The sequence below is a fragment of the Idiomarina sp. OT37-5b genome (assembly GCF_002968395.1).
Taxonomy (GTDB): Bacteria; Pseudomonadota; Gammaproteobacteria; order Enterobacterales; family Alteromonadaceae; genus Idiomarina; species Idiomarina aquatica.
In genome coordinates this window covers 1,654,746-1,680,604 of record NZ_CP027188.1, presented here as the reverse complement: position 1 = coordinate 1,680,604, position 25,859 = coordinate 1,654,746, and the positions used below count along the sequence as shown (strand labels likewise).

At 50.2% G+C, this 25,859-nt stretch carries 28 protein-coding genes; 19 read left to right on the top strand and 9 right to left on the bottom strand.

The window, feature by feature from the left end; translation table 11 throughout:
• Positions 1-46 precede the first annotated feature (46 nt).
• From C5610_RS07815 to C5610_RS07790, 6 genes are all read left to right on the top strand, one after another.
• Complete coding sequence (locus tag C5610_RS07815) at positions 47-1,303, top strand: AMP-binding protein (protein ID WP_105306696.1); 1,257 nt, start codon at positions 47-49, stop codon at positions 1,301-1,303.
• A complete protein-coding gene (gene hutH / locus C5610_RS07810; protein ID WP_105306695.1) occupies positions 1,303-2,835 on the top strand; it encodes a histidine ammonia-lyase in 1,533 nt (510 codons plus the stop codon). The genes C5610_RS07815 and hutH overlap by 1 nt, the downstream gene beginning before the upstream one ends.
• 56 nt (positions 2,836-2,891) lie before the next feature.
• Complete coding sequence (locus tag C5610_RS07805; protein ID WP_105306694.1) at positions 2,892-3,923, top strand: hypothetical protein; 1,032 nt, start codon at positions 2,892-2,894, stop codon at positions 3,921-3,923.
• 11 nt (positions 3,924-3,934) lie between these two features.
• Positions 3,935-4,504, top strand: a complete 570-nt coding sequence (locus C5610_RS07800; protein WP_105306693.1) for a LemA family protein — start codon at positions 3,935-3,937, stop codon at positions 4,502-4,504.
• Between the two features lie 89 nt (positions 4,505-4,593).
• Positions 4,594-5,223, top strand: a complete 630-nt coding sequence (locus C5610_RS07795) for an OmpA family protein (RefSeq protein WP_105306692.1) — start codon at positions 4,594-4,596, stop codon at positions 5,221-5,223.
• Positions 5,220-5,663, top strand: coding sequence for a GNAT family N-acetyltransferase (locus C5610_RS07790; RefSeq protein WP_105306691.1), 444 nt, complete (start codon positions 5,220-5,222; stop codon positions 5,661-5,663). Before C5610_RS07795 ends, C5610_RS07790 begins: the two co-directional genes overlap by 4 nt.
• Here C5610_RS07790 and C5610_RS07785 read toward each other — a convergent pair.
• Positions 5,660-5,812, bottom strand: coding sequence for a DUF2256 domain-containing protein (locus C5610_RS07785; protein ID WP_105306690.1), 153 nt, complete (start codon positions 5,810-5,812; stop codon positions 5,660-5,662). The genes C5610_RS07790 and C5610_RS07785 overlap by 4 nt on opposite strands.
• Positions 5,781-7,238 (bottom strand): FAD-binding domain-containing protein, encoded by a 1,458-nt coding sequence (locus tag C5610_RS07780; protein WP_105306689.1) that lies wholly within the window; start codon positions 7,236-7,238, stop codon positions 5,781-5,783. The genes C5610_RS07785 and C5610_RS07780 overlap by 32 nt, the downstream gene beginning before the upstream one ends.
• Before the next feature lie 72 nt (positions 7,239-7,310).
• Between C5610_RS07780 and C5610_RS07775 the strand changes: the two genes are divergently transcribed.
• On the top strand, positions 7,311-7,625 hold the full coding sequence (locus C5610_RS07775; RefSeq protein WP_105307750.1) for an antibiotic biosynthesis monooxygenase family protein: 315 nt from the start codon (positions 7,311-7,313) through the stop codon (positions 7,623-7,625).
• Here C5610_RS07775 and C5610_RS07770 read toward each other — a convergent pair.
• Positions 7,622-8,491: a LysR family transcriptional regulator gene (locus C5610_RS07770; RefSeq protein ID WP_262339804.1), complete on the bottom strand. Its 870-nt coding sequence runs from the start codon at positions 8,489-8,491 to the stop codon at positions 7,622-7,624. The genes C5610_RS07775 and C5610_RS07770 overlap by 4 nt on opposite strands.
• Positions 8,492-8,676: 185 nt before the next feature.
• Here C5610_RS07770 and C5610_RS07765 point away from each other — a divergent pair, with 185 nt between their 5' ends.
• Complete coding sequence (locus C5610_RS07765; RefSeq protein WP_105306687.1) at positions 8,677-9,696, top strand: zinc-dependent alcohol dehydrogenase family protein; 1,020 nt, start codon at positions 8,677-8,679, stop codon at positions 9,694-9,696.
• A 38-nt stretch (positions 9,697-9,734) separates the two neighbouring features.
• Positions 9,735-10,247, top strand: a complete 513-nt coding sequence (locus tag C5610_RS07760) for a protein disulfide oxidoreductase (RefSeq protein ID WP_157982917.1) — start codon at positions 9,735-9,737, stop codon at positions 10,245-10,247.
• A gap of 22 nt (positions 10,248-10,269) precedes the next feature.
• Here C5610_RS07760 and C5610_RS07755 read toward each other — a convergent pair whose 3' ends face one another.
• Complete coding sequence (locus C5610_RS07755; protein WP_105306685.1) at positions 10,270-10,659, bottom strand: BON domain-containing protein; 390 nt, start codon at positions 10,657-10,659, stop codon at positions 10,270-10,272.
• Positions 10,660-10,750: 91 nt separating this feature from the next.
• Here C5610_RS07755 and C5610_RS07750 point away from each other — a divergent pair, with 91 nt between their 5' ends.
• Complete coding sequence (locus tag C5610_RS07750) at positions 10,751-11,614, top strand: mechanosensitive ion channel domain-containing protein (RefSeq protein ID WP_105306684.1); 864 nt, start codon at positions 10,751-10,753, stop codon at positions 11,612-11,614.
• Here the strand turns inward: C5610_RS07750 and C5610_RS07745 are convergent.
• Positions 11,611-11,802, bottom strand: a complete 192-nt coding sequence (locus C5610_RS07745) for a hypothetical protein (RefSeq protein WP_105306683.1) — start codon at positions 11,800-11,802, stop codon at positions 11,611-11,613. The two genes, C5610_RS07750 and C5610_RS07745, sit on opposite strands and share 4 nt — an antisense overlap.
• Before the next feature lie 77 nt (positions 11,803-11,879).
• Between C5610_RS07745 and C5610_RS07740 the strand changes: the two genes are divergently transcribed.
• On the top strand, positions 11,880-12,020 hold the full coding sequence (locus tag C5610_RS07740; RefSeq protein WP_105306682.1) for a DUF3149 domain-containing protein: 141 nt from the start codon (positions 11,880-11,882) through the stop codon (positions 12,018-12,020).
• Here C5610_RS07740 and C5610_RS07735 read toward each other — a convergent pair.
• On the bottom strand, positions 12,017-13,792 hold the full coding sequence (locus tag C5610_RS07735; RefSeq protein WP_105306681.1) for a diguanylate cyclase: 1,776 nt from the start codon (positions 13,790-13,792) through the stop codon (positions 12,017-12,019). The genes C5610_RS07740 and C5610_RS07735 overlap by 4 nt on opposite strands.
• 82 nt (positions 13,793-13,874) lie before the next feature.
• Positions 13,875-15,056, bottom strand: coding sequence for an MFS transporter (locus C5610_RS07730; RefSeq protein ID WP_105306680.1), 1,182 nt, complete (start codon positions 15,054-15,056; stop codon positions 13,875-13,877).
• Positions 15,057-15,190: 134 nt separating this feature from the next.
• On the opposite strand from C5610_RS07730, the gene C5610_RS07725 reads away from it, so the two are divergent.
• From C5610_RS07725 to C5610_RS07710, 4 genes are all read left to right on the top strand, one after another.
• On the top strand, positions 15,191-16,105 hold the full coding sequence (locus C5610_RS07725; protein WP_105307749.1) for a M14 family metallocarboxypeptidase: 915 nt from the start codon (positions 15,191-15,193) through the stop codon (positions 16,103-16,105).
• A gap of 68 nt (positions 16,106-16,173) precedes the next feature.
• On the top strand, positions 16,174-17,064 hold the full coding sequence (locus C5610_RS07720) for an aspartyl protease family protein (RefSeq protein WP_105306679.1): 891 nt from the start codon (positions 16,174-16,176) through the stop codon (positions 17,062-17,064).
• An 8-nt stretch (positions 17,065-17,072) separates the two neighbouring features.
• Positions 17,073-18,431 carry an MBL fold metallo-hydrolase RNA specificity domain-containing protein gene (locus C5610_RS07715; protein ID WP_105306678.1) on the top strand — a complete coding sequence of 453 codons (1,359 nt, stop codon included), beginning with the start codon at positions 17,073-17,075 and terminating at the stop codon, positions 18,429-18,431.
• 107 nt (positions 18,432-18,538) lie between these two features.
• A complete protein-coding gene (locus C5610_RS07710) occupies positions 18,539-19,084 on the top strand; it encodes a porin family protein (RefSeq protein WP_105306677.1) in 546 nt (181 codons plus the stop codon).
• A gap of 6 nt (positions 19,085-19,090) precedes the next feature.
• Here the strand turns inward: C5610_RS07710 and C5610_RS07705 are convergent, their stop codons facing one another.
• Positions 19,091-19,837 (bottom strand): DUF5020 family protein, encoded by a 747-nt coding sequence (locus C5610_RS07705; RefSeq protein ID WP_241970586.1) that lies wholly within the window; start codon positions 19,835-19,837, stop codon positions 19,091-19,093.
• A gap of 78 nt (positions 19,838-19,915) precedes the next feature.
• Between C5610_RS07705 and C5610_RS07700 the strand changes: the two genes are divergently transcribed.
• The 4 genes from C5610_RS07700 (at position 19,916) to C5610_RS07685 (ending at position 24,534) form a co-directional block, all read left to right on the top strand.
• On the top strand, positions 19,916-21,400 hold the full coding sequence (locus tag C5610_RS07700) for a methyl-accepting chemotaxis protein (protein ID WP_105306676.1): 1,485 nt from the start codon (positions 19,916-19,918) through the stop codon (positions 21,398-21,400).
• Entirely contained in the window at positions 21,327-21,944 is a 618-nt protein-coding gene (locus C5610_RS07695) for a DUF6436 domain-containing protein (RefSeq protein WP_105306675.1), read from the top strand. The genes C5610_RS07700 and C5610_RS07695 overlap by 74 nt, the downstream gene beginning before the upstream one ends.
• A 62-nt stretch (positions 21,945-22,006) precedes the next feature.
• A complete protein-coding gene (locus C5610_RS07690) occupies positions 22,007-23,596 on the top strand; it encodes an EAL domain-containing protein (RefSeq protein WP_105306674.1) in 1,590 nt (529 codons plus the stop codon).
• A gap of 26 nt (positions 23,597-23,622) precedes the next feature.
• Positions 23,623-24,534 carry a sensor domain-containing diguanylate cyclase gene (locus C5610_RS07685; RefSeq protein WP_105306673.1) on the top strand — a complete coding sequence of 304 codons (912 nt, stop codon included), beginning with the start codon at positions 23,623-23,625 and terminating at the stop codon, positions 24,532-24,534.
• Here C5610_RS07685 and C5610_RS07680 read toward each other — a convergent pair.
• Entirely contained in the window at positions 24,531-25,850 is a 1,320-nt protein-coding gene (locus C5610_RS07680; protein WP_105306672.1) for a DASH family cryptochrome, read from the bottom strand. The two genes, C5610_RS07685 and C5610_RS07680, sit on opposite strands and share 4 nt — an antisense overlap.
• Positions 25,851-25,859 lie beyond the last annotated feature (9 nt).

Genomic DNA, 25,859 nt, shown 5'->3' with positions numbered 1-25,859 from the left:
CGTTGTCAGGTGACAGTTACTGGGTATTCGTAAAACGCCTGTGAGCATGAATCTTTCGCGGTCCTCAATTATTGCCATCATCGGCGCGCTGGCCGCCGATGAATTGGCAGCCTTAAGACGAACCGATGCGCAGCTTTGGAAAGGCCGGCAATGGCAGGCTGATTCAGTAATAACGACATCGCGGCACGCAAAAGGCACAGACAATGAGTTGTTAGTGGATTCTTTTGAGTGGATGTCGATCGCCAGTCGCGTGGTCGATTTTTTTCACATCCACAGCTCAGGTCTGGAGGATTATTTATTACGAGTCTCGCGGCTCGGAGAATGGGCTGATGTGGTAATGGCCAGCCGTGAGCACGGCAGTAAAGACATCACCTTCTGTAGCTCCGGGTCGACCGCTAAACCGCAGAAATACCAGCACCGTTGGCGTGAGCTTGAGCGCGAAGTTGCATTTTTCAGTGATTACCTGAACGGTACCTCCATTCCGTTTGAACGAGTGGTGAGCGCGGTACCGCCTCATCATATTTATGGCTTTATTTTTTCTGTATTGCTTGCGGAAGCACTGGAACTGCCTGTATTACGCGGGTTGGCGGCATTTTCTGCTGTACAGGGGCAACGTTTGCAAGACGGAGACTTGTTGATTGGTTTTCCGCACTGGTATCAACAGTTGGCGAAGCGTCCGCTTAACTTCCCACGACAGGCTATGGCCGTGTGTTCGACCGGACCGGTTGCGGCTGAGGTATTGCAGCAACTGCTGTCTCGGGGATTGCATAGCGTGCTGGAAGTCTATGGTAGCAGCGAAACTTCTGGGTTGGGTTTTCGCACCTTGCCAGGGGGTTGGTATGAACTGTTACCGCGCTGGCAACGACAGGACTTAGCGCATGTGGCAGACATCGAAACGGCGCAGGTGATGGCGTTGCCGGATCGGCTGGAATGGCAGGACGAACGACATTTTAAACCCTTGGCACGACGCGATAAGGCCGTGCAGGTGAATGGCTATAATGTTTATCCGACACGTATTGCTCAACTGATTGCGACTCATCCGACGATTGCCGATGCCCGCGTACGTCCGCTGGCGGCCGAGCAGGGGGGTGGTTTAACCGCTTTACTGATTCCTTCGGCGGCGGCGACATCGTTGTCGGCGGAAGACGTCATTGAGCCATTGCGGCATTGGTTGGCACAACAAGTTACTGATGCCGAAATGCCACGACGTTTTCATGTTGCAGCGTCGGTGCCGGTCAACGAGATGGGTAAGGAAGTTGATTGGGAACAGCAGCCGATAAAGGATGAGTCAATAACATCGTGATGGAAACGGTTAGGTTTGATGGCGCAGCCATTAGCATCGATCAGGTAATACGGTTAAGCCAGCGACAGGCACGTGTGCAATTGAGCACGACGACCGAGTTTCGCTCGCGCATTGACCGGGGCGCCGAACTGATTGAAAAACTACTGGATCAGCAGGGCAAGGTGTATGGGGTAACCACCGGCTATGGCGACAGCGTCGGGACAGCAGTGCCGCTGGCACAGGTTAATGCGCTGCCGATTAACCTGACCCGCTTCCACGGTTGTGGGCTGGGCGAACATTTCAGCGCTGAAGAAACGCGCGCCATTATGGTGGTGCGGTTACAGTCGTTATGCCAGGGCTATTCCGGCGTCAGTTATGCGCTGTTGGAACGGCTGGCGTTGATGATCGATTACGATATTCTGCCGCTTATTCCGGAAGAGGGAAGTGTGGGCGCCAGTGGTGACTTAACCCCCTTGTCCTATATTGCCGGGGCGATAATCGGTGAGCGCGACGTGCGTTATCAGGGTGAGGTTAAAAACAGCGCTGACGTGTTTGAGCAACTGCAATTGCAACCCTATCGGCTGCGCCCCAAAGAGGGGCTGGCGCTAATGAATGGTACGGCGGTGATGACGGCGCTTGCCTGTCTCAATTACGGACAGGCGGAGTATCTGACCCGGCTTAGCAGTCGCGTCAGTAGTCTCATGCTGGCGGCAGTTGCCGGTAACCCCTACCATTTTGATGCGGATTTGCATCGCGTTAAACCCCACAGTGGACAGCAACAGGTTGCAGCCTGGATTGCGTCGGATACCCGGCTAAATGAACCACTGCCGCAGCAGACGCGGCTCCAGGATCGTTACTCAATTCGCTGCACGCCGCATATTATTGGTGTGTTGCGAGACTGTCTGCCGTTTTTGCAGCAAACCATCGACAATGAACTTAACAGCACCAATGACAACCCGGTTGTGGATGCGGAAACACAGCGTATTCATCACGGCGGTCATTTTTACGGCGGCCATATTGCGATGGCCATGGATTTGCTGAAGACACAGGTTGCTAACCTTGCTGATTTACACGACCGGCAGATGGCGTTGTTGCTCGACAGCAAAAGTAATCATGGTTTGCCGGCCAATCTGAGCGCCGCCAAAGGCGAGCAGAGAGCAATAAGTCATGGTTTTAAAGCGGTCCAGATCGGCTGCTCGGCATGGACCGCAGAGGCGCTAAAGCTAACCATGCCGGCGAGTGTGTTTTCACGTTCGACCGAATGTCATAATCAGGATAAGGTCAGCATGGGCACGATTGCCGCAAGGGACTGCCGGCGGGTACTGATGCTGACACAGCAGGTCACTGCTGCGGCGCTGTTAGCCTCGGCACAGGGAGTGATGTTGCGGGCGGAAAGCCATCCTTTGCCGTTGGTTAAGGAATGTGGTGACTTTGCTAAGACCATCGTTGCAGAGCATCCATTGTTGACCTCAGACCGTCCTCTGGAAAGAGAATTGCGGACACTGTTTACGCAAATCCGACAACGCGATTGGGCGTTATACGATAGCCATTGATTATTCTCGGTAAGTTGCTGACAATGAGGAATCAATGTAATCAATAAGGCAACCGCGTGTTTTATCGAGGTAACAACCAAGCGCTGATAACGCAATTGAAACGGTTACAGCACGAGTCAGCGTCGGTTAGTGATATCAGTGGCTTTGAACGGCTGATGGATAGCGTAAAGCAGTTTCCCGGTTCGTACCAGTTTCATTATCGCAGCTACTGGGTAAGCTTAGCGATGATTGCGATGGTCGGCGCGGCGCTGACATTTTATGACTGGCAGCGGCTTCAACACATGCAGGGATCGAGCTGGCTGTTGGTTGCCGTGTGCGTTGCCGCACTGCTGTTGGTGCTGGGATTGATGATTTATCCCTGGCAGTTGTTACGTTCCGTTTCTGCTCGCCTGCTGCAACAGGATGCGTTGCTGGATAACGGCATTAAACCAGTCAGTTTTCATTCGCCAGCCTTAACGCGCGAACTATTGAGTCGTTTTAATGAATTTCACCGAGGTAACTACCGGCGCGAAGTGAAAGCGCTTTATCAGGGACGCTTCGACGGCGACGAATACGCGTTTGATTATCGCTACCTGCATTTTCACTACGTCGATGAACGGATCGTGATTGAAACCTACACCAACAGCAAAGGGCAAGTGAGAACCCGGCGGCGTAAGGTTTATGATCATTATGATCGTTACGCATTGATTATGCCGTTTCAGTTCGTCCGCGATGTCGCGGTGGTTAGCTTTGCCAACAGTCTGCTCAGCGGCAGTACCTACAAGCCCGCATCGAACCGGTTCAATGAACGGTTTCGGGTCATCGCCGGCGATGAATTGACTGCCGCTAAAACCATGAAACCGGCCGTGGTCGTGGCATTGGAGGAGGTTGGTGAGCTTTTGAGTAAGCCTAACCTTGAGTTTAATGGTAGCGCGGATTTGTGCCTTTCCTTTGCCGACAATGACATGATTAAAACGCCGAGTAAGGTAACACTGTCAGATTTTACGGCTTTTATCGAAGCCATCGAAGGCCAACAAAGCTTTGCGAAACTGCAACGAACTCTGCAGTCAATCCATTATCTAATGACCAAGCTGGATAACAATTTTTAAGGAGATAGGGCGTGACAGAATTATGGGTAGTCATTGCGATAGCCATCGTGCTGCTGGTGACGGTTATTGCAATCTATAACGGTATTATTAGTCGCGCGAACGCTGCCGAACGTGCCTGGGCCAACGTCATAACCCAGGAGCGACAAAAGAATAAAATCATCCCACACCTCGAAGACGTGGTGAAGGATTACAAAGCGTTCGAGCAAAGCACCCTGACTCAGGTGACGGAATTGCGCTCAGCTTTGCAGGGACTGGATGCCAATAAAATTGATACCGCGCAGTTGGAAAAAACCGAAGCGCGTACCGGTCAGTTGTTGAAAAGCCTGAATATTACCGTGGAAAATTACCCGGAGCTGAAAGCATCAGAAAGTTATCAAAAATTAATGAAAGAAATCACCGACCAGCAGGATAATATCGGTGCCGCGATTCGCATTTTTAACCAAAATGTCGAGGATTTTAATAATGGCATCGAGACGTTCCCGAATTCATGGGTTAATGGGTTGCTGAACAAGAAAGTTAAAATCAAAACGTTCAGTGATAGTGAGGCTCAGGAAGGATTTGACTACAAGCCAAATTTTTAAGTTGTTGTAAAGGAAAGGTAAACATAGCAGGCGCTTATCGCCGGCTGTGCTAGAGTTTAGGCAGTGATCGGAAATAAGGAAGCAAAGGTATGAAAAAGCTGATTTTAGTCACTGCGTTGTCGTCTTTTGTGGTTGCTGGCTGTGCCAATATGAACAACACCCAGAAAGGTGCGGCCATTGGCGCGGTTGCCGGGGCATTGATTGGTAAAGGCACCGGTGACCATGATAAAAGCCGTTATTTATGGGGAGCGGCAGTTGGTGCGCTTGCCGGTAGTGCGATTGGCAACTACATGGACAAACAGGAACAAGAGTTTCGTGATGAACTTTCAGGCAGTGGTGTGCAGGTGATTCGTGAGGGTGACAATATTCGCTTGCAAATGCCTGGCAACATCACGTTTGCGACAGACAGTGCCAGTATTTCGCAAAACTTTTACCCGGTACTTAATGATGTCGCGCGCGTATTAACCAAGTATGAAAAGACCACGATGATGGTAGAAGGGCATACCGACAGCACTGGATCGGCTGAATACAATCAACAGCTGTCGTTAAACCGCGCCATAGCGGTTCGCAATTATCTGGTAGGCAACGGTGTGGATCAACGGCGTTTAACCACCTATGGCTATGGTGAAAGTCAGCCGATTGCCGACAATAATACCGCCAGCGGACGTGAGCAGAATCGTCGCGTTGAGTTAAAAATCATCCCCAATACTCAGCAATGACAACCATCGTAAGAGCGGCCACAGCCGGAGATCTGCATAAATTGGCACTGTATGAGCGGCAGCTATACGGTGCCGAAGGGTATCCCGAGTTACTGTTTTATCAGGCTCTGCGGCAGTGGCCACAGTTGCTATTGGTCGCGCAAAGCGACGATACGGTGTCCGGCTACAGCATGATGGCACCGCTGCCACAGCAACGGGTAAGCCTGATGTCGTTATTGGTTGCCAGTGATTACCGGCAACTGGGGATTGGTCGGCTGCTGTTGTTACACAGCTTACAGGTGGCTGCTGAGTATGGGTTTGGCGAGATGGAACTGAGTGTATCGCCACAGAATGACAAAGCGATAAATCTGTACCAAAAGTCAGGCTTCGTTATCTGTGACGACGTTCCGGATTATCTTGGCCCGGGTGAACACCGTTTGATCATGCAGCGCGCTCTTTAGCGTTGGTTTTTTCCGGAACGCTGCCGACGGCAGCGTTCGGAACAGTACTTTACGTCCTGCCAACAATCTTTCCACTTCTTGCGCCAGTTGAACGGGCGCTGACATACGCTGCAAATTTTACTTGGTAAATGAGGTTTTCGGTGCGACATGGCGGGCGAGTATCCGTTGTTTGTGGGCTTTCACTTCGGCTTTTTGACGCCATGACCACAGTCGGTCACGCGCAGTTTTTGCAGCGGCTTTAAGATCAATAATGGGAGCAGGGTAATCGTTACCCAGTTCCATGCCATAGAGTTGTTGTTCCATAGGCGTTAGCTCCCAGGGCTGGTGGATAAAGGCAACCGGTAACGTACTCAGCTCCGGACACCATTGTTTTATAAAGTCGCCGTCGGGGTCTTTCTCCTGCCCCTGTTTTACAGGGTTATACAAACGTATGGTATTGATGCCGGTGACCCCCGCCTGCATTTGAAACTGAGCGTAGTGAATGCCAGGTTCAAAGTCGAGAAACAGGCTGGCCAGATGCGTCACGCCGCGGCGCCAGTCGACGGCCAAGTGATGGGTGAGAAAACTGACCAGCATGGCACGCATTCTAAAGTTAATGTATCCGGTCTGGTGCAGACAACGCATACAGGCATCGACCATGGGGATACCGGTTTGACCTGCTTGCCATGCGCGCAGGTACTCGTCGGCCTGACCACCGGTAGTCATCGGCATGTCATTGTAACCGGGGTTTAAATGCTCAAATTCCATCCGTGATTCGCTTTCAAACTTCTGGATAAAATGGCAGTGCCAGTGCAGTCGCGACGCAAATGCGGTTAGCGTCCGCCGCCATCCCGGCCGTTGCCAGGAACGTAATACGGTATGATAAACCTGCCGTAGACTGATATTGCCCCAAGCCAGGTAAGGGGACAATCGGGAGCAGGCATGTTGTGCACTGAGCGGGCTGGATAGTTGCCGATAATAAAACTGACCCCGCCCCGCATAAAAGTCGTTCAGTGTTGCCCAGGCCTGGGTGGCGCCACCGTGTTGAAATCGATCATCCGGTTGTTGCCAGGCTGCCGGTAATGGGTCGGACGGACACTCGGAAACAAACCATTGTGCCTGCTCAAGCGGCGGGTTATCGGCTTTGGCTCGCATCACCTTGTGCCAATGCTTGTCCCAGTGTTGACGTTGGCTAAGACCACGGATAACGGCTCCGCTGGGGGATTCGTGCCAGTCAATCTGATGGTCGTTGCACCAACGTTGGACGGCAATGTCGCGTTGATGGGTATAGCGCAGACCGATTTCTTGATGACTGTATAACGCGTCGATAGTGGCTTCGGCGTGCAAGTGCTCAAGTACGTCGATGACAGGCGCCCGCCGCACCAGCAAGCTCAGGGCAGGATGCTGGCGTTTAAGGTCAGCCAGGCTTTCGACGATAAAACGGAAATGCCGTAAACCGAGGTGTTGGTCTGCTTCCATTGCCGGTTCAAAAACGTACAGCAATAACAACGGGTGACCGGCAGCGATGGCTTGCCGCAAGGGTTTATGATCATGGAGGCGCAAATCGCGCTTTAACCAAACAACAGATATTGGCATGGTAACCGGGCAATGTGTGATACTGACTCTATAACGCAAAAGCGGAAAGAGCAGATCAATCGGGAGGTGCCCGTGAAATATCTTTTTCTAGTTAACATCAAAGACGGTTATACCGCTGAAGATTATGCCAAGGCCTGGGTACAGGCGAGTCGCATTATTCAACAGGCGCCCGGTGCGTTAGGTACTGAGCTGCACCGAAAAATCGGTGACGATCGCAGCTTAATTGCGATTGCCCACTGGCGCAGCAAAGCCGAGCGTGATGCGATGGAACATCAACACAATGAGGAAGTGGCAGCGATCATAAAGCGTGCTGCACCATTCGTTGATATTACGCCACTGGGAGAGTTTGAAGAACCCGAGTGGGTTGTAAGGCCGCCAGCGCGTTAGCTGCCGAGTTGATCAAAGTGTTGCTTGAGCAGCTCGATAGCCGTTTGTGTTTTGGCCGGTATAAAGTCGCGCTGTGGGGTTACCGCGTGTACCGTATAGCTTGGGATTTGCCATTCCGGCAGCAGTGCAACCAGCTCTCCCCGAGCAAGTTCATCTTCCACTTCGATAGTGGGTAATAAGCCAAAACCGACACCGTCCTTTACCAGTTGAATCAGTGATTGCATATTGTTCACCATCAGCCGGCGTTGCTGCAACGCAAAGGCAGGCTGCTCAGGATGAGTCAGTGTGCTGACGAAATTTTGTTCGCGTATGTGGCTGACGTAGCAGTGCGTTGCCAGTGCCGATGGGTGTTGTGGGTTAGCAGTTGCCAACGGATGGCTAGCGGCGACACACAGGCACATCGACCATTCAGCAAGCTGTCTGGCGATCATTTGAGAGTCGTTCAGAGGACCAATACAGAGACCAAGATCGGCGCCGTGACGAACTAAATTACAGGGCTCATCGGTGAGTGTCAGATGTACGCCCATTTCCGGGAATTCTTCCATTAATTGTTTTAGTGGTGCGCTCAGCAAGCCCCCGCCAAAGCCAGCTGGGGCGATCAGTTTAATGACGCCCTGTGGTTGTTGTTTTAACAGCGCCAACTTGGACTGCATTAATTCAGCTTCTTCGGCAATGCGCTGGGTGGTTTGATAATACAGTTCACCAGCCTCGGTTAGAGTCATTGAACGTGTGTTTCGGATGAACAAGGATAAACCAATTTCTTCTTCAAGCTTGTGCAACTGCTGACTTACTGCCGAAACGGTCATATTCAACTCGCGAGCGGCCTGACTCATACTGCCGGTGCGTACGGTTTGATTGAACACCATGATTGATCTGAGAAGCCGTTGGTTCATCCGTGAAAGGTTCCTATAATGAAAATAATAATAATTCTCATTAATAATTTATCCAGAATGTCTAAAAATGTCAACATTGAGCGATTGTGTGGTGATCTAATTGAAGGCCATTAAGTTATAGTTAATCAGGATATTTATTACTGCGGGAGTGATTAAGCATGACGAAAACCATAAAAGCGCTGCGTCTGCAACAGCCGTTTGGACTCGACAATATTCGTGTTACCGAGATAGCGGATCCCGGCATGCCGGCAGCGGGTGAAGTTCGAGTTCGTATTAAAGCAAGTTCCCTAAACTTCCACGATTATGCCGTTGCTGCCGGTTACATTCCTACCGAGGACGGACGCATTCCACTTGCCGATGGCGCCGGTGTGGTTGAAGCCGTCGGCGAAGGCGTTGATGAATTCAAGGTAGGAGATGCGGTGGTCTCGACGTTTTTTCCGCATTGGCTCAGCGGGCCGGCCCCTATCGCCGATTTTCGTACTACGCCCGGTGATGGGGTCGACGGCTATGCGCGTGAGGTCGTGGTTTGTCCGGCGCATTTTTTCACCCGGCAGCCACAAGGTTACACGCATGAGCAGTCAGCAACGCTAACCACTGCTGGTTTAACCGCATGGCGTGCGCTGGTTGTCGATGGCAATATTCAGCCTGGTCATTCGGTGCTGGTACTGGGAAGTGGTGGTGTGTCGGTTTTCGCTTGTCAGCTGGCCAAAAGTCTTGGCGCGACGGTGATAGCGACGTCGTCTTCGGATGCAAAATTGGCGCAGTATAAAGCCTTAGGTGCGGATCATTGCATTAACTACAAAAGCGATCCGGAGTGGGGCACCACGGTGAATAAGCTGACCGACGGTCGTGGCGTAGATCACGTTATCGAAGTGGGAGGTCCAGGCACGTTACCGCAATCCATTAATGCGGTTGCAATCGGCGGACATATTGCGTTGATTGGCGTGCTGACCGGTAACGAAGGCATGATTCCAACCACTCGGCTGATGGCGAAACAAGCACGTCTGCAGGGTTTGATCGTCGGTAGCCGGGACGATCAAAAAGCCTTGGTTCGGGCGCTGAATGTCAATGGCATAACGCCGGTTGTGGATAAAACCTTTACGCTGGATCAGTTAGCCGATGCGTTTCGTTATGAAGAAGCCGGAAAACACTTTGGTAAAATCTGCGTGACGCTTTGATGGTACACTGTCGCTAAGCCGTAATAAGGGAGTCGTTTGTGGCAGTGTTTTCTAATCCGTGGATAAAACGTTTGTTGAGCGTTGCTGGCTATGTTGTGGCAGCGGTGGCGGTAATAACAGCGGTTGATTGGTATCGTGCGAGTGATATCGAACAACAGGTACCTGAGCAAAGTGCCAATGTGCTAACGCTCCAGGGAGATAGAGTGGATATTATCGGTGCTTCTCAGCAACAACCGGTATTGCTGTATTTTTGGGCGACCTGGTGTCCCTACTGTAAGGTGGTATCGCCAATGGTGGACAGCGTTGCCGCGGATAATAAGGTGCTGTCAGTTGCCTTTTCGTCAGGTACAGATGCAGAAGTGACGCAATTTATCACTGAACACGGCTATCAATTCGATACCGTTAACGATCAAACGGGTGTGTTGGCTAAACGCTGGGGCGTGACAGTAACACCCACTCTGCTGGTCATACGCCAGGGCAAGGTGGTGTCAGTAACGACGGGATTAACGTCATCAATGGGAATGCGAGCCAGATTGGAACTGGCTCGCTGATAGGCAACGGGTGATGCTGGCGTTAGTTATTTTCGGAAACGACAAGGTCGTTTTCGACATCTTCAACACCCTCAACGCCAGCGGCAAGTTGCCCGGCGGTTTCGGCGTCAACATCACTGCTGACGGTACCGGAGAGATAAACCACGCCATCGCGGGTTTCCACCGAAATGTTGGCACTGTTGAGACCGCCGTTATCAAATAATGCGGTTTTCACCTTGGCGGTGATGGTCGCATCACTGATGTATTCGCCCGCTTCATTCATTTGAGCTTCGGCCGCTTCACCCATTTCATCAGCCGTTTGTTCAGCTGACTCCATTGCATCTTCGGTTTTACTGTCGGCTGATTCCTGGCTACAGCCGGCAAGAGTAAACAAACCTAATAAGGTTGCTGTCGCTAATGTCATCTTTTTCATTGTAAATTCCCCTTTCCTTGAAACCTGTAAAAAACTATAGTGCAAATAATCCTTTTCGCCAGTGTCTTTACGACGATTTACTTAGAGAGTCATGAACTTACAGCAATTACTAAACGGCTTTGTCGAGCAACTTCAGGCATCAGACTCGTTGTTGCGACTGACCATCAGCACCATTGTTCTGGTTACTATTGTGTTTTTTGCACGATGGGTACTGCGGCGCTATATCCGCCGCAACATTAATTCCAGCGATTTACGCCGACGTTGGCTGGTTCAACTGCGCAATGGCCTGTTGCTGGTGCTGCTGTTTGGTCTGTTCATGATTTGGGGTAACGAACTACGTACCTTTGCGCTGTCTTTGGTCGCGATTGCTGTGGCCTTGGTGATTGCCACTAAAGAACTGATCATCTGTATCAGCGGTACACTGATAAAAAGTGGGGCGCATGCGTTTCACCTCGGCGACCGGATTCAAATCAAAGATTACCGCGGTGATGTTATTGATCAAAACCTGTTAACGACAACCATTTTGGAAGTAGGGCCCGGCAAGAATATGCAACAACGCAGTGGCCGTATGGTTGTGTTACCAAACTCATTATTCGCGACCGAGCCGGTAATTAATGAGAGTTACAGTAAAGACTATGTCTTGCATACCTTTACCGTGCCGTTTAAACGCACCGATAACTGGCGTTTGGCACAGCAAGAGCTATTGCGGGTAGCACAGGAGTATTGCCGCGATTACATGGCGGAAGTAAAGCGGCATTTTGATCGAATGAGCTACCGTACCGGACTGGAGTCACCTTCGGTAGAACCGCGGGTGACTTTGCAAGTGGAAGATCCCGAAGACATTACCCTGGTGGTGCGAATTCCTACCCGTACCGAGGGCCGCAACTGGCTCGAGCAAACCATTCTGAGTGACGTGTTCAGTGCCAATGACTTCAGTCGCAAGCCGGACGCTTAGTCGTCGGGCTTGCTGCGCTCCTGCTTGCGTTTGAGACTGGCTCCGTACGCAACGCCGAAGGCCAGACCCAAAGCAACGCCCAAGGCTAACTGATCCATAACCACACCGATGGCGGTTCCGACCGCAACGCCAACACCGATGGCAACGCCCATCGGATTATTTTCACTGGGTTTTGATTGTTGATTCATAAGATTGATCCATATCAAATTGCTTTACCGGGCTCTTTAATACACTAAAACCATATACTGAGTAGGGAGAAAGTGCCATGAGTTTATGGAAAGCGTTTTTTAATGATCCGGTTATTTTTATCTCATTTATTGGTTTGGGCATCGTCATCGGGCTGTGTGTTTTTTACGCTATCTTTTTCTACAAGAAGATGGTTAACGCTGAGCAACATAACAACTAGTGGCTTAAAGGTTTGCCGCGTTGCCGGTATTTTACCTGATACATGGCTTTGTCGGCTTCTTTAAGTAGCTCATTAACCGAACGCGGTAAAGCGGTTTGATGGAAGCCGACGCTGGCTGAAATGGTTAACGGCTGCGAAACACCGGCCACCATCGGTTGTTGAATTTCGCGGCGAATCTGGTCGATGAAGGCTGAAACTTCGAGGTTATTGGCAAAACGGTCGCTGACGACAAGAAACTCATCACCACCAAAGCGGGCAACTGCATCACCATCAACGGTGCAACCGAGTAGGCGTTCGGCCACAATTTTCAACACCCTGTCACCGGCGGTATGGCCATATTCGTCATTAATGGGTTTAAATGCATCGAGATCGAGCATGACCAGTGTTAACGGCGTGCCAGATTGCCGACATCGTTGCATCGTATCCCGCAATGCCTGATTAAGGCCATTACGATTCAACAAACCGGTTAAGCCGTCATGATGAGCCATTTGCTCCAGTTCGTAAGTTCGTTGGGCGACTTTTTGCTCAAGTTTTGCTTCGTGCGTTTTTAAGGTGGTCAGTGCTTCTTCCTGAGCCCGCTGTTTTTCGTTTTTCAATTGATTGAATTTCGCGGCGATAGCAAACGACAGCAGTAACATTTCTATCGCTGAGCCAATTTGCATGCCGTACAAACTGAAAAAATTGGTCGGCACGACACCTAAATTGCGAAGGGCGTGAACGAAGGCACCGGTTAATAACAACGTCCAGGCGATGACAAACAGATTTGCGCCGGGAACCTTGCGTATCGCACAGGCGACGCCACAACTCAATAACACCAGCCCCGCGGTTAAACCGTTGATATCACTGAGCTGTAATGCCGTTTGCGGAGAGGCAATAAAGGCACTCAGCATCCCCAAAAACGACACCGTTAGCGGAATCAGTGTCACCCGGTACCACCAGCGACTGTGCGTTTTTAGCGCCAGAAACTTGCGCGCAAACAAGGTTGCGGTAAAGCCTGCCGCAGAAAAACTAAACGCCATTACGCGGTTAACATCGAGCGTGTCATGATCCCAAAACAACTGCGGGCCTAACCCGTTCATTGCCAGCGTGCCCGCCAGAAAACTACCGACAAACAGCGAATAGCGCAAAAAAACCGACTGTTTTAACGCCGTAAACAGCAACAGATTATAAAGGCTTAACGCCAGTAGCATACCGCAGTACAGCGATAGCCAGAACAGTTCGTTACTGTAGCTGTTGTCGTAATGCGTGGGGGAGTACAAGCGCTGAAAAGCGGTTAAGCTGCCGTTACTTTGGATACGTGTGTAAAGAGTCATTGCGGTGTTTGCCGGAAAGGCGATCGGAAATGAGGCATGGCGGTTGTTCAATGGCCGTTGTTCTTTCGTGATGTGACTTCCGGAACGAAATTGCTGACGTAATTCACCTCGCTCATCAACAACATAAACATCAACGCGATCAAGGTTCGCGTAGTCAAAGGAGAATACCTTTAACAGGCTGTTATCGGTCGTATTCGTGATGACGTTTTTTAACCAGAGGGTGCCGTCGTAGTAACCTAAATGCAACTGCCCGGGATCCAGCACAGGCTCAAACAACTGCCGTTGCTCAATCGAGCGAAAATCTGTCTCACCGGTAGGATCGAGGTAACGTTCTGTGTAGAAAATCAGTTTGATGTCATCAGTCTGCCCATCGACATACAGGCTCGGTGATGACGCTAATGTCGCTGGCGCGAGAAAAGCCAAAAGAATCAGGGTTATGGTCGACAGAAAGTGTGGCACGCGTCAATTTCGAATTGATTATTGTAGTTATCATCCCATGATAGAACAAAACTGCTGATAAAAACATCGCCCTGCGACCAGCCTACAAGCTTTCAGCATAATTGACCTTGCGGCTGTGGTTTTTGGTGATAAAGAAAATAATAAGCCCGCTACCGGCCAGCAAACAGCCGACCCATCCGGTGCCCTGCCACTGCCAGGGTGAGACAATAGCGAGGCCGCCAAGATAAGCACCGATGCCGTTAGCAATATTAAATGCCGCATGATTAAGTGATGCCGCTAAGGTTTGTGCTTCGCCCGCGACATCCATCAGTCGCACTTGTAAGGTCGGTACTAATGCGGCGGTTGACCCCAATAAAAATACCATCGGCAAGATGCTGACTAAGTTATCAATACTAAACGGAAACACAAACAGAACCAGTGTGGCCCAGGCCAGTGCACCACCGATCGCCCATTTCATGTTGACGTCGGTCGCCCAGCCACCGACTAAGCTTCCGATAAAAGAACCCACGCCATAAATCAGCAAGGCGATAGGTATCCAGCCCTGGCTCACTTGTGTTGCCTCTAACAAGGTTGGCGCCAGATAACTCAGTACCGCGAACATACCGCCAAAACCAATACTGCCGATGGCCAGCGTCAGCAGAACTTGTTTGTTCTTAAGGGCTGACAGCTCGGTGCGTGTGCGGCTGTGCTGTTGTTGCCGGATAGCTGGTACGGCAATAGCGATTAACAGCACCGCGCTTAACGCGGTGATGCCGACGCCACGATAAACCCAGCGCCAGTCCAGCATCTGGCCAAACCAAGTGGCAAGCGGATTACCGATTAAGATGGCGAGCGTCAGCCCCATCATCACTAAGGTTACCGCTTTGCCTCGCTGGTTCTTACGTACCATCGCCGCCGCCAGTAGACAGACAATGCCGCCATAGGCGCCGTGGGGAAGACCGCTAATAAAACGTAGCCATTGCAACTGCTGAAAGCTATCGGCCTCGGCACTGGCGATATTGGTTACGGCGTACAGACCCATCAGGGCGAGTAGCAGAGACTTTTTGTTGGCGCGGGCAAATACGATGGTAATGAGCGGCGCACCAATGACGACGCCGAGCGCATACAGGCTGATTAAGTGGCCGGTTTGTTGAGAGCTGGTACCAAATTCAGAGCCAACATTGGGTAACAGCCCCATCATGACAAATTCGCCGATACCGATTGCGAAGGTACCAATAGCCATGGCGAAGATCGCGACAGCCACTTGCAGTTTGGAGTAAGACATGGTGATAAACGTTTTAGCTTAAAACAGAAGGCAATGGCCTCAGATGGTAACCCAGACCACCAATTATCGCTATCTTAAAACGTAATTATGTTAGGCTGTTGATCAGGTTTAGTGACCGATCACATAGGATGTTTATGACTGAACAAACAACAATTTACCCAATTGGAACCCCTGGTAAACCTTGGGGTGAGGCAGAAAAATCGCAGTGGCTGGCTGCGCAGACCAAAAAACGTTCTTATCAGCAACAGGTAGTGGCTAAACTTGAAGCGATGAATGACCGCTTCAACATTGAGCAGTACGGCGAATTGAATTATACGGCCGGCGACTACCCCTTGTACGTCGTGCGGAATAAAAACTGGAACCCGGAAAATCCGACCATTCTGGTGACCGGCGGCGTTCATGGTTATGAAACCAGTGGTGTCCAGGGCGCTTTATTGTTTATCGATGCAGAGCTGGAACATTACACGGACGATTTTAATTTCGTGGTGTTCCCGTGCTTGAGTCCCTGGGGCTATGAAACCATCAACCGCTGGAACCCTGACGCTGTCGATCCAAACCGTTCGTTTGTTGCTGACAGTCCGGCGCAGGAATGTGCGCTGGTGATGGATTATCTGAGTGATTTGGGGGTTGATTTCCTCGCACATGTCGACTTGCATGAAACGACTGACTCGGATAACTCAGAGTTCCGCCCGGCAAAAGCAGCGCGTGACGGCGAGGTAAATACCAACTGGAATATTCCGGATGGCTTTTATCTGGTGGGTAACTCGGAAAACCTGCAAATCGATTTTCATGCAGCGATCTTGGCCGAAGTGGAAAAGGTCACACACATTGCTGCGGCTGACGAGCACAATCAACTGATTGGAGCGCCGGTCGATCGCGAAGGACTGATCAGCTTTCCGGTCAAACAGTTGGGGCTGTGCATCAGCCTCACCAATGCCATGTACGCGACCACTACGGAAGTCTATCCGGACAGTCCACGTGCTACACCGGAAGAATGTAATCGGGCGCAGGTTGCTGCCGTGATTGGTTGTATAAAATACTTACAATAAGTTTCATAAGGAAACGCGAGTATTTGATAGGTTGTCAGCTTGAGTCTTAGTAACGAGCGAAGGATGATATGAAATACGTCATCACCACTTTATTAATGTTGGCCTGTTCTTTCCTGGTACAGGCAAGCGAGTCTCACTGGCAACCTTTCTTGTTAGAAGATGGTTTAGTAAAAGTTCCGATAACTCTCGAGGAAAAAGAAGGTTATGCAATTATTGATACTGGAGCGATGCAAAGCACTATCAATAAAGCCTTTATTACTCATCATGGTCTAGAAAAAGATATTTTAAATTATGCGAAGGTTACTGGCATATTCGGCGACAAACGCCGCCCCCGTTATAAGGGTGTCAGTTTTTTGATGAATGGAACCAACTACCAGCAAAACTTTCTGGAAGTTAGTTTCGGCCCGCCACGAAATGCGATTTTACTCGGCACCGATTTTTTATCTAACGTTGTTCTTGAAATTGACTACCCCAATAAAAAAATTCGTTTTTTTCCTAATCGTGAGGAGGCAACCGTCAATAATAACGTTACGCTGAGAAAGCAACGCCAAACAGGTTATCCGATCGTTCTAGTCGGTTTAAATGACGAGGATAAACGCTGGGTCGTACTGGATACAGGACATAGTGGCGGTGTATTGGTGGAAAAAAGCGTTGTCACCCAAAATGACTGGTTCCGTCGTTTTCGCTCCCGCGCCGTGTTGGTGAAAGGCGTGAATGGCATGGGTTACCATAATACGTTGACACTACCTAAGATCAGTATTGGTTCTTTTGAGGTAGAAAAAATTGAGGTAGCGGTACCGGATAATTATAAAATTAAGCACTTGACCAGTCAGTATCAACAAGAGCATTCTCGTATTCGAGGCCGTAAAGTAGAAGGAATACTGGGGTACGAAGCGCTCAAACACTTTCGGCTAATGCTTGACTACCGTTCTGGCAGTATTGAACTGTCTAAACCATAGGGGTCGTAATGAAAATTATCTTTCTGGGCGGAACCGAAACCGTTACCGGCTCGAAATTTCTGGTTGAAACGGAGCGAACCCGGTTGCTTGTCGATTGTGGTTTGTTTCAGGGCTATAAGTGGCTGCGTAAGCGCAACTGGCAACCCATACCTATGGGCATTAATAAGGTCGATGCGGTGGTGTTAACCCACGCTCACCTCGATCATTCCGGCTTTATTCCCGTGTTGTTCAAAGAAGGCTACCGGGGCCCTGTCTATGCGCATCAAGCGACCACTGAGTTATGCCATATCATGTTTGCTGACAGTGGCCGAATTCAGGAAGAAGACGCAAAATACCTCGGCCGCCATGGCCTCAGTAAACACGAAAACCCACAGCCGCTTTACGATGAAAACACCGGCAAAGCCAGTATGAGACTGTTTGAGAGCGTGGCGTTTCGGCAACCGTTCCAGGTCGGCGATATTCAGGTGATGTTGCAGCCTGCCGGGCATATTCTCGGTGCTGCCTCTGTGATCATCGAGGCGGAGGGCAAAAAAGTGGCTTTTTCCGGTGATATCGGTCGTCCGGAGGACATCATGATGTACCCGCCGGAACCTTTGCCGGAGGTAGATTTACTGCTGTTGGAGTCAACTTACGGTGACCGTCGGCATGAAAAAACCGAGCGGGCTGAGGAACAGCTCGCCGAGGTGGTTAATGAATGCTCCGCCGGCGGCGGGGTGGTGATGATCCCGGCATTCTCAGTTGGGCGTGCACAGCTAATGCAACATCTGCTGGTTAAACTGATGGACGAGGGACGCATACCCAGGCAACCCATATTCCTCGATTCGCCCATGGCCATCAACGTCTCGGAAATCTATCGTCGTCACCATAAATTACACCGGCTAACTGACCATGACTGTCAACGAGCGTTTGACACCGTGATATATACCCGCAGTGTGGATGAGTCGAAAGCCATTGCATCGCAAAGCGGGCCGCATATTATTATTGCCGGCAGCGGTATGGCAACCGGCGGCCGTATTCTGCACCACTTTAAACGCTGGTTGGGGGATCACCGAGCGACGGTGCTGTTCAGTGGCCATCAGGCCGGCGGAACACGGGGCGCGAAAATGCTGCAGGGCGTCGAGTCGATCAAGTTGCACGGAGAGTGGCTACCGGTGAAAGCGCGGGTGCGCTCGTTAGACGGTCTTTCCGGGCATGCCGATTATGTGGAGTTAACCTCCTGGCTGCAGGCTTCCAAGCTACGTCCCAAAACCCCCATTCAATTGATTCATGGCGAACCGGATGCGATGGAAAGCTTTCGCGATCACTTGCACCAGCAAACTCAGTTTGATGTGGATATTGCTGATTACCAGGGCGTTTATCATCTTTAGTATTATTGTCGCTTATCGCTGACAGTTTTGTCAGCGATAATCTCTGGCTTCTCGTTCATGAGTTGCTAATCTATCCACACATTTTCAACCTTAAGGAATGAGGTATTATGAAAAAAGCTCTGTCATTGTGTTCACTACTTCTGCTCTCAACTACCGCAAGCGCACAACAAAGCATGTCCTGGGATGATTATTACCTCGGGATGCAGGTTAGTCAGTTCAATATTGACTCTGGTCCTGACTTTTCGACCGCGAAGCCGGTTGGGTTGACGCTCACGGTAGGAGAACAGGTGCATCCAAATTTTGCGGTTGAAGCTCGACTGGGTTTTGGCGTAGCCGACGATACCATTCGCTATCAGCCAAACGACACGACCACAGCCGAAACCGATATCGAGCTGGATTACGCGGTGAGTATTCTGGCAAAACCACAGGCGCGTGTGAGCGACTCGGTTTCCGTTTATGCACTGGCGGGCTGGTCTCGCAGTGAACTGAGTACGGCGGGTGGTTCTGGCGCCGACAGCGGTCTCAGTTATGGTGCCGGGTTTGCATTGCAGCCGGCACCACAGCTGGATGTTTATCTGGATTGGCTAAGGCTAATGGATGAAGAGGGGGTGGCACTGTCATCCATTAACCTGGGGTTCACCTATCGTTTTTAAGGGGGATTAAAAATGCCATTTGAGCAATAGGTTCGGGTTGTGTTCATGCACTCCGTCAATGTAGAACTTATTGCGCCAATAAACATACTCAACGCCCACGTACAGTGGGCTTTTTAGTTCTAAATAGGGGGCAAGGTCCAACTTCAGTTGCGAGGTGAAATTAAGGTTGGCAGGGCCGACACCTGCTATTCCGGACGCGTAATCGATAAAGCCATCGTACAGCCATTGTGTTCCGGCAAGCTGAAACGATGTTGCCCAGGTTGCAGTCAGTTGATAATTATTTGGCAGATTATCGTTGTTGCGGCGGTAAGCATCCAATTCGAGGTAGTCAAAGCCCGGTGCGTTAAATGCGACCCCCAAACCGTAGAGATAATGGGTAAAGCCATCACCAACTTCTGCGGTTGTGGTAACACTGTAATTGGCAATCCAGGAGTCGCTGAATTCCGCTAAATAAAATTCCGGAGATACTTCGATATAGGTTTCGGTATCGCCGTTACTCGACTCTAACCGATCGGCAAAACTGAATAATTTGCCCCAGCTGTAACCGGAAACATATTCGAGGGTCACGACTTGTCGGTCAGTGTCTCCCACCTCGTATTGATTACCATTGAGATAAGTCAAACTTGTGTCTGACCAATATTGCTCTGCCGACGACGACGCGGTAAAGAGAAGGGTAGAAAGGCTAAGGAACAAGCCTGGATAGTTTGAATGATTCAACATAAAAAGCTGGCCGTGTGAGTAAAAAAGCGACATTATATTTATCCTTGGCGATTAATCCAGTCGTGGCTGTATTTACGTACAAGGTTTGCTTTTTTGTCATAGAGGTAAAGCATGCCGACCTTCCCATGGATTCTTTCCGCTCACCGCGTCTTTACCGGTGTCTTATTTGTGCAAGTGGTTATTACGCTGCTGATCAGTTTTTATACCGGCGAGTGGCTGATACCTGTTGCGTTATCGCTGTTTATTGCCGGCTTACCGCTGGCGCTAATTTTGCTGGCGCCGGCTAACCCGTTAACACGTCATACCGTAGCGGCGGCGACGCAATTGTTGACGGCTTTGCACATTGATCAAACCATGGGGTTGGTTGAACTGCACTTTGAGATCTTCGCGGTGTTGGCTGTTCTCGTTTATTACCGTGACTGGAAAGTGATTGTTACCAGCGTCTTGGTTGTTGCCGTTCATCACGTGTTGTTCTTCTTCCTGCAATTGAACGACGCTGGTGTGTACATCTTTGCGGCGGATTATGTGAATTTCGGCATTTTAACCATTCACGCCAGTTTCGCCGTTGCTGAAGGTGCCATTTTGGCTTTTATCGCGCACCGTACGTTTATCGAAGCACAGACGGCGTTGCGAATTAACTCGGCGATCGAAGATATTGTCGGTAACGATAAAGGCATCAATCTGGCGGTTTCATTGGATGCGGATAATGAACAAATACAACGGTTTAATCAGCTGATTGAAGCGATGCGAACCAGTGTTGCTGAAACGGAGTTGCTGGTGGACAGTGTTGAACAGCAATCTGAGGAGCTGGCTGGTAATACTCAGGCGTTGACCAGCAGACGACAGCAGTCGGCAACGGAGTTGTCGCGTATCGTCCATGGGATAGAGCAGATGGTCGGCACGGTGAACGCTATCAGCGATGAGTCTCAACGTGCTCGTGAGGCGGCAAATACTGCACTGAGCGACACCAGTAACGCTGCCGACTACACGGTGCAGGTCAATGGTGCCATTCTGTCGGTAAAAGAAACCGTCGCCGAAGCGTTGGAACATATTAAATCACTGGAGCAGAAAAGCAGCCGTATCAGTACCGTGGTGGCAGCGATTAACGATATTACCAAGCAGACCAACCTACTTGCCTTGAATGCGGCCATCGAAGCAGCGCGGGCGGGGGAGCAGGGGCGTGGTTTTGCGGTTGTGGCAGACGAAGTAAGGAGTCTGGCATCAACGACAGAACGAAATGCGGCTGAGATAAGCGATATTTCCCAGCAGATTATCGATGAGGTTACCCAGTCGGTGACGATTGTAGAACAAGCGACGCAGGTTATTGACGATGGCTCTAAAATGTCGGTTGAGCTGAAGCAAATGATCGAGTCAGTGGCAACCAAAGTTCGTACCATGGCGGAAACCATCGAGCAAGTTGCCTTTGCTACCGAGCAACAGTCGAATGCTACTGCTGATATGTCTTCGTCCGCGAAGGATTTAAAAGCGGTGTCTGAACAAGAGTATGAGTTCGTCAAAAACAATGACGAAAAAACTCGGCAACTGGCTGAGGACGCTGAACGGTTACGGCATCAAATTGAAAAGTTTGCGGTCTAAAAGCGGGCGTCAACGGCTGCTCTGGGGCATCGTGATCCTTTGGTTTGCGAGCGTACTGGTGGCGTTATTTTGGTTGCTGGATGCCCGCCTGAGTTGGTTCGATAATCAAGGCCGGCTGCAGCAACAAGTATCCCACGGTGAGGTTGAAGAGCGACTAAAGCCGCTGTTAGAACGCACGGTTGGTGACCTGTCTGCCGTCGTCGTGCATGTGTTCTCTGAAGATTGCCCGTGCAACTGGCGAACGCGCTCGCATCAACAATTGATTCAACGCAGAGTAACTGAGCGGGCAGGTCGCAATGTTGAACTTGATATTGATCAGCATGAGGCGTTAAAGGCCTATATCCCATCGACACCGGCGGTCATAATTTTTGATGACAACGAGCAGCTGATCTATTTGGGTCCTTATGCAGACGGTGCCTTTTGTAATACGGAGAGCAGTTTCGTCGAGGCGTTATTGCCGCAGCTGTCGGCCGGGACCGCAGCACCAAAGGGCGGTTGGATAAATACGGTTGCAAAAGGTTGTTATTGTGCTGTCGCAATTTAACGATGGTCAGGTTACAGTATGGATAATAACAAAAATAACAAATCAACTTGAGGGATCGATGAGTGCGTAATCATCACTTGCTGTCACAATATGTTACTGCGTTAGAGTCGTCCGCTTTGTGCGTGCGGCTCAATGCACAGGGACAAGTGATTTTTATCAGCGATTCGCTAAAAAACCGGCTGAATACCGACCAACCTGTGGTCGGCAAGGGCTTTAAGCAGTATATCGATCCGCAACACCGCGAGGCACTTGCAGACCGAATCAGCTACACCGTAGAGCACCAGCAAAGCTGGAATGGGATCATTCGCCTGGCGACGCAACAAGAGCAGGGGGCGTGGTTTCGTTGTCTGACGATTCCTTTATATAACGACCAGAAACTTGCTGAAATTGTGCTGTTGTTGCAGGACATATCCCGCGAGGTTTACCTCGATGAGCTGCTCAATGAAACGCGTTTTGATGCTGTGACTGGATTAGCCACACGCGTTGATTTACTGAATGACTTAAAGAACACAAGAGCGCAGTGTCTGGCGATTCTGGACATCAGGAAGTTTCGCTCATTTGCTGATTTTTACGGGATTGAGTTTGGCGATCAGTTACTGCGGGCGTTCAGTGATTGGTCCGCTCACTATTTGTCTCAACACCATTTGTATCTATACCGCCTGTATGGCGACAAATTTGCCATAGCCGCCGATTTTAGAATGATCCCCAGTGTGTTTGAAGCGCACTTGAAACATTTTTACCAGGCGCTGTCGGCCACGCAATTTACCATTAACGGTGGTGAAGTGGCTGTTGATATTGCGATGGGAATGGGCGTTGGGCGTAAAAAATTGATTCAACTTGCAGAGAGCGCACTGGCACGAGCTAAAAAGGTATTCTCCGGTGATCGCATTGAGTGTGTCAAAGAGCGCGACTTTACTCACAGTCATCAAGTTAATTGGATGCCAAAAATACAGTCTGCGCTGGATAACAAAAATTTTGTGAACTACTACCAGCCGATAAAAAGCAGTAATGGCAAACATGTAGACTATTATGAAGCTTTGGTTCGACTCCGCGATGGCAGTACGGACTTACCCCCGGGCTTATTTTTGGATAAAGCGAAGACGACCCGTTATTACAGTCAAATCACCCGTTCGGTCGTTGAGCAGGCCGTGGTACAATCAGAGCAACATGGGGTTGCTATTTCGGTCAATATCTCGATTGAAGATATTCTTCACTCGAACACCGTTGAATTCATTCTTAACACGCTGGAACAGCACCCGCTGGCGCAGCTTATTTTTGAAATTACGGAAACGGAATCAACGGAAGACTTTACCGCCGTTGAGGAGTTTGCGTTTGAGGTGCGACAACGGGGCGGTAAAATCGCCATCGATGACTTTGGCGTTGGTTATTCAAATTTCTCTCGTTTAATTCAATTACACCCCGATTATTTAAAAATCGACGGCAGTATTATTCGTAACATTCTTAATGATAAAAGCAACGCCAGTATCTTAAACGGTATGATCAGTATTTGCCGTGAATTAGAGATCCCAATGGTTGCCGAGTTCGTTGAGAACGAAGCCATTAATGGCTATTTAACACAACAGCAAATCGAGTATTTGCAAGGGTATTATATTGGTAAACCATCACCGTATTTATCCAAGTGGCTTAACTAATTTTGTGACCAAGCTGTAGGGCCGTAATGGAAGTAGCAAAAACGTTTCGCGAGTTTTTAGAAATCATCCCCGACGGAGCTTTGGTCATCAATAGCGGCGGCATCATTGTTGCCGCTAATGCCGCAGCCGCCTCGATGTTCGAGTACTCGCGCGAGGTACTGATTGGACTGCCGTTAGATAATTTGTTGCCGCCGGAATTTCGGCAGAATCATGCCGAGCACCTGGCCAAATTTTTTGCGCATCCTGGTAAACGCTCAATGGGTAATGGCCTGCGTTTTCCTGCGGTTAAACAATCGGGGTTGCAGTTTTACGTTGATATTATGCTCAATCAAATGGACGTTGACGGCGACCTGTTCGGTGTCGCGATTGTGAGAGACTATACGTTACAACAACAGACCGAAGAAAAAATACGTCGCGAACTTGAGTATGAAAAGCGTCAGGCTTTGACCGATCATTTAACCGGCGTGATGAATCGTCGTGCCTTTGTCGGACAACTGAATGAAGAGCTGGAACAGCTCGCCGAACATGGCACGCCGTTCGCTGTCGGCTTTATTGACCTTGATGACTTTAAAGAGGTGAATGATCGTTTTGGCCATCAGTACGGTGATCAAGTGTTACAAAGCATCGCCCGCATGATCAGCGGCTGCAGTCGCCATTCCGACCATGTGGCGCGTATTGGTGGAGATGAGTTTGCCACCATTCATCCGATGATTTCTGCTGAAAACGCCTTGCAGATGATGGAGCGTTTGCGCGCTAAGCTGGTGTCCGGTATTGAATCCGAGCATATTCCCGTTACTCTGTCGATTGGTTTGATGCAGTGCGACGACCCATCGTTATGCGAGTCCGTCGAGCACATCGTGGAAATGGCCGATAAAGCCATGTATCGGGCTAAAAAAGAGGGCAAGAACGCAGTGGTGCTTGCCCGCTATATGGATTAATTGGCCGTTATCGGCCAGTCGGCGGCATCATTCACATCAAGTTGCCTTGTCTGCTGGCCTTTCCAGCGTTCGATATAGTGGCCGTCTGGATCAAATTGGGCGGTTTGCTTATCAATATTAAAATGGCGACCACCGCGAGGATCAGCGCCAACACCGGCAATGTACTGCCAATTGCCCCAGTTTGAACCGATATCATAATCCAGTAACTGTTGCTCAAAATAGGCGGCACCGTAGCGCCAGTCGACGGCCATCTCGTTGACCAGACAACTGGCGACGATTTGACGACCCCGATTGGACAGATAACCGGTCTGGTTAAGTTGATGCATGCAAGCGTTGACTAACGGGTAGGGCGTTTGTCCGGCGCACCATTGCTTAAAACGGGTTGGATAAAAGGTGGTTTGCGGCTTACGCCCGGCAACGCCGGTAAAGGCAAACACTTGCTCTTGATAGCGCAGTAAATACCAAAAAAAATAGTCCCGCCACAATAGTTCAAAAGCGATCCAGTAGGTTGACTCGTTTTCGCCGTGCTGTTGCTCGTAGTCTCTGAGTGCGTTGATCACCTGCTGCGGCGAGAGATTACCGTGGGCAAGGTACGCTGATAACTTGGTTGACTGATCAAAGCCGTCCAGGGCATTACGAGTTTCCTTATAACGTCCGGGCGCTGCTGACGAAAAGTAGCGTTGCAGGTGTTGTAACGCGGCTGTTTCACCACCGGCAAGCCAGCTTTCTCCAGCCTCAGGCAGGTCGGCTGACGCGTTGACCGACAGCGCCCGGTGTTGCCAGTTAGGTGCCGCTAAGGCCTGTTTTGTGAAGCGCTCAGCCAACGGCTCTAACGGCTTACGAAACTGACTGAAGCTTGCCGCTAACTGTTGTAGCCCGCCGGGTAGGTCGTCCTCACTAAGTAACGTGCTGTTCGGCAGTTGATGAAAATCAAGGAAACGAAATCGTTGTTGCAATTGTTGCCAGCGACGTCGTTCGTAGACGCCCGCCTGCAGTGCGCCAAAAACAGCGTCTACCTGCAGCGTACTGATCAGTTGTGCCATCTCATCCAACGGCTCACCGACACGAACAGTGAGTGTGTGGCCTTGTGCCTGCAACTGTCGCTGCAAATCGTGTAGAGATTGCAGGATGAAGCTTAGCCGGTGCTGGCCAAGCGCCGGCATACCATAGCGTCCTCGCGTCAGGCTTGCTTTATCGAGTACGTAGCAAAAGGTGATGGCAGCAGAACTGTCTTGCGCCGCTGTTAAGGCCGGATTATCGTTGAGCCTCAAGTCATGGGTAAACCAGTAGAGACTGCGGGCGTATCTTTTTGTCATGGACTAAAC

Bases quoted from the DNA above. Each gene is read 5' to 3' on its own strand.
- C5610_RS07710 (WP_105306677.1), top strand. From the start codon at position 18,539: ATGAAAAAAGCTCTGTCATTGTGTTCACTACTTCTGCTCTCAACTACC.
- C5610_RS07715 (WP_105306678.1), top strand. From the start codon at position 17,073: ATGAAAATTATCTTTCTGGGCGGAACCGAAACCGTTACCGGCTCGAAA.
- C5610_RS07740 (WP_105306682.1), top strand. From the start codon at position 11,880: ATGAGTTTATGGAAAGCGTTTTTTAATGATCCGGTTATTTTTATCTCA.
- C5610_RS07695 (WP_105306675.1), top strand. From the start codon at position 21,327: ATGACGAAAAAACTCGGCAACTGGCTGAGGACGCTGAACGGTTACGGC.
- C5610_RS07680 (WP_105306672.1), bottom strand. From the start codon at position 25,850: ATGACAAAAAGATACGCCCGCAGTCTCTACTGGTTTACCCATGACTTG.
- C5610_RS07790 (WP_105306691.1), top strand. From the start codon at position 5,220: ATGACAACCATCGTAAGAGCGGCCACAGCCGGAGATCTGCATAAATTG.
- C5610_RS07725 (WP_105307749.1), top strand. From the start codon at position 15,191: ATGACTGAACAAACAACAATTTACCCAATTGGAACCCCTGGTAAACCT.
- C5610_RS07785 (WP_105306690.1), bottom strand. From the start codon at position 5,812: ATGTCGCACCGAAAACCTCATTTACCAAGTAAAATTTGCAGCGTATGT.
- C5610_RS07770 (WP_262339804.1), bottom strand. From the start codon at position 8,491: ATGGTGTTCAATCAAACCGTACGCACCGGCAGTATGAGTCAGGCCGCT.
- C5610_RS07780 (WP_105306689.1), bottom strand. From the start codon at position 7,238: ATGCCAATATCTGTTGTTTGGTTAAAGCGCGATTTGCGCCTCCATGAT.
- hutH (WP_105306695.1), top strand. From the start codon at position 1,303: ATGGAAACGGTTAGGTTTGATGGCGCAGCCATTAGCATCGATCAGGTA.
- C5610_RS07750 (WP_105306684.1), top strand. From the start codon at position 10,751: ATGAACTTACAGCAATTACTAAACGGCTTTGTCGAGCAACTTCAGGCA.
- C5610_RS07815 (WP_105306696.1), top strand. From the start codon at position 47: ATGAATCTTTCGCGGTCCTCAATTATTGCCATCATCGGCGCGCTGGCC.
- C5610_RS07720 (WP_105306679.1), top strand. From the start codon at position 16,174: ATGAAATACGTCATCACCACTTTATTAATGTTGGCCTGTTCTTTCCTG.
- C5610_RS07685 (WP_105306673.1), top strand. From the start codon at position 23,623: ATGGAAGTAGCAAAAACGTTTCGCGAGTTTTTAGAAATCATCCCCGAC.
- C5610_RS07730 (WP_105306680.1), bottom strand. From the start codon at position 15,056: ATGTCTTACTCCAAACTGCAAGTGGCTGTCGCGATCTTCGCCATGGCT.
- C5610_RS07700 (WP_105306676.1), top strand. From the start codon at position 19,916: ATGCCGACCTTCCCATGGATTCTTTCCGCTCACCGCGTCTTTACCGGT.
- C5610_RS07765 (WP_105306687.1), top strand. From the start codon at position 8,677: ATGACGAAAACCATAAAAGCGCTGCGTCTGCAACAGCCGTTTGGACTC.
- C5610_RS07795 (WP_105306692.1), top strand. From the start codon at position 4,594: ATGAAAAAGCTGATTTTAGTCACTGCGTTGTCGTCTTTTGTGGTTGCT.
- C5610_RS07705 (WP_241970586.1), bottom strand. From the start codon at position 19,837: ATGTCGCTTTTTTACTCACACGGCCAGCTTTTTATGTTGAATCATTCA.
- C5610_RS07745 (WP_105306683.1), bottom strand. From the start codon at position 11,802: ATGAATCAACAATCAAAACCCAGTGAAAATAATCCGATGGGCGTTGCC.
- C5610_RS07755 (WP_105306685.1), bottom strand. From the start codon at position 10,659: ATGAAAAAGATGACATTAGCGACAGCAACCTTATTAGGTTTGTTTACT.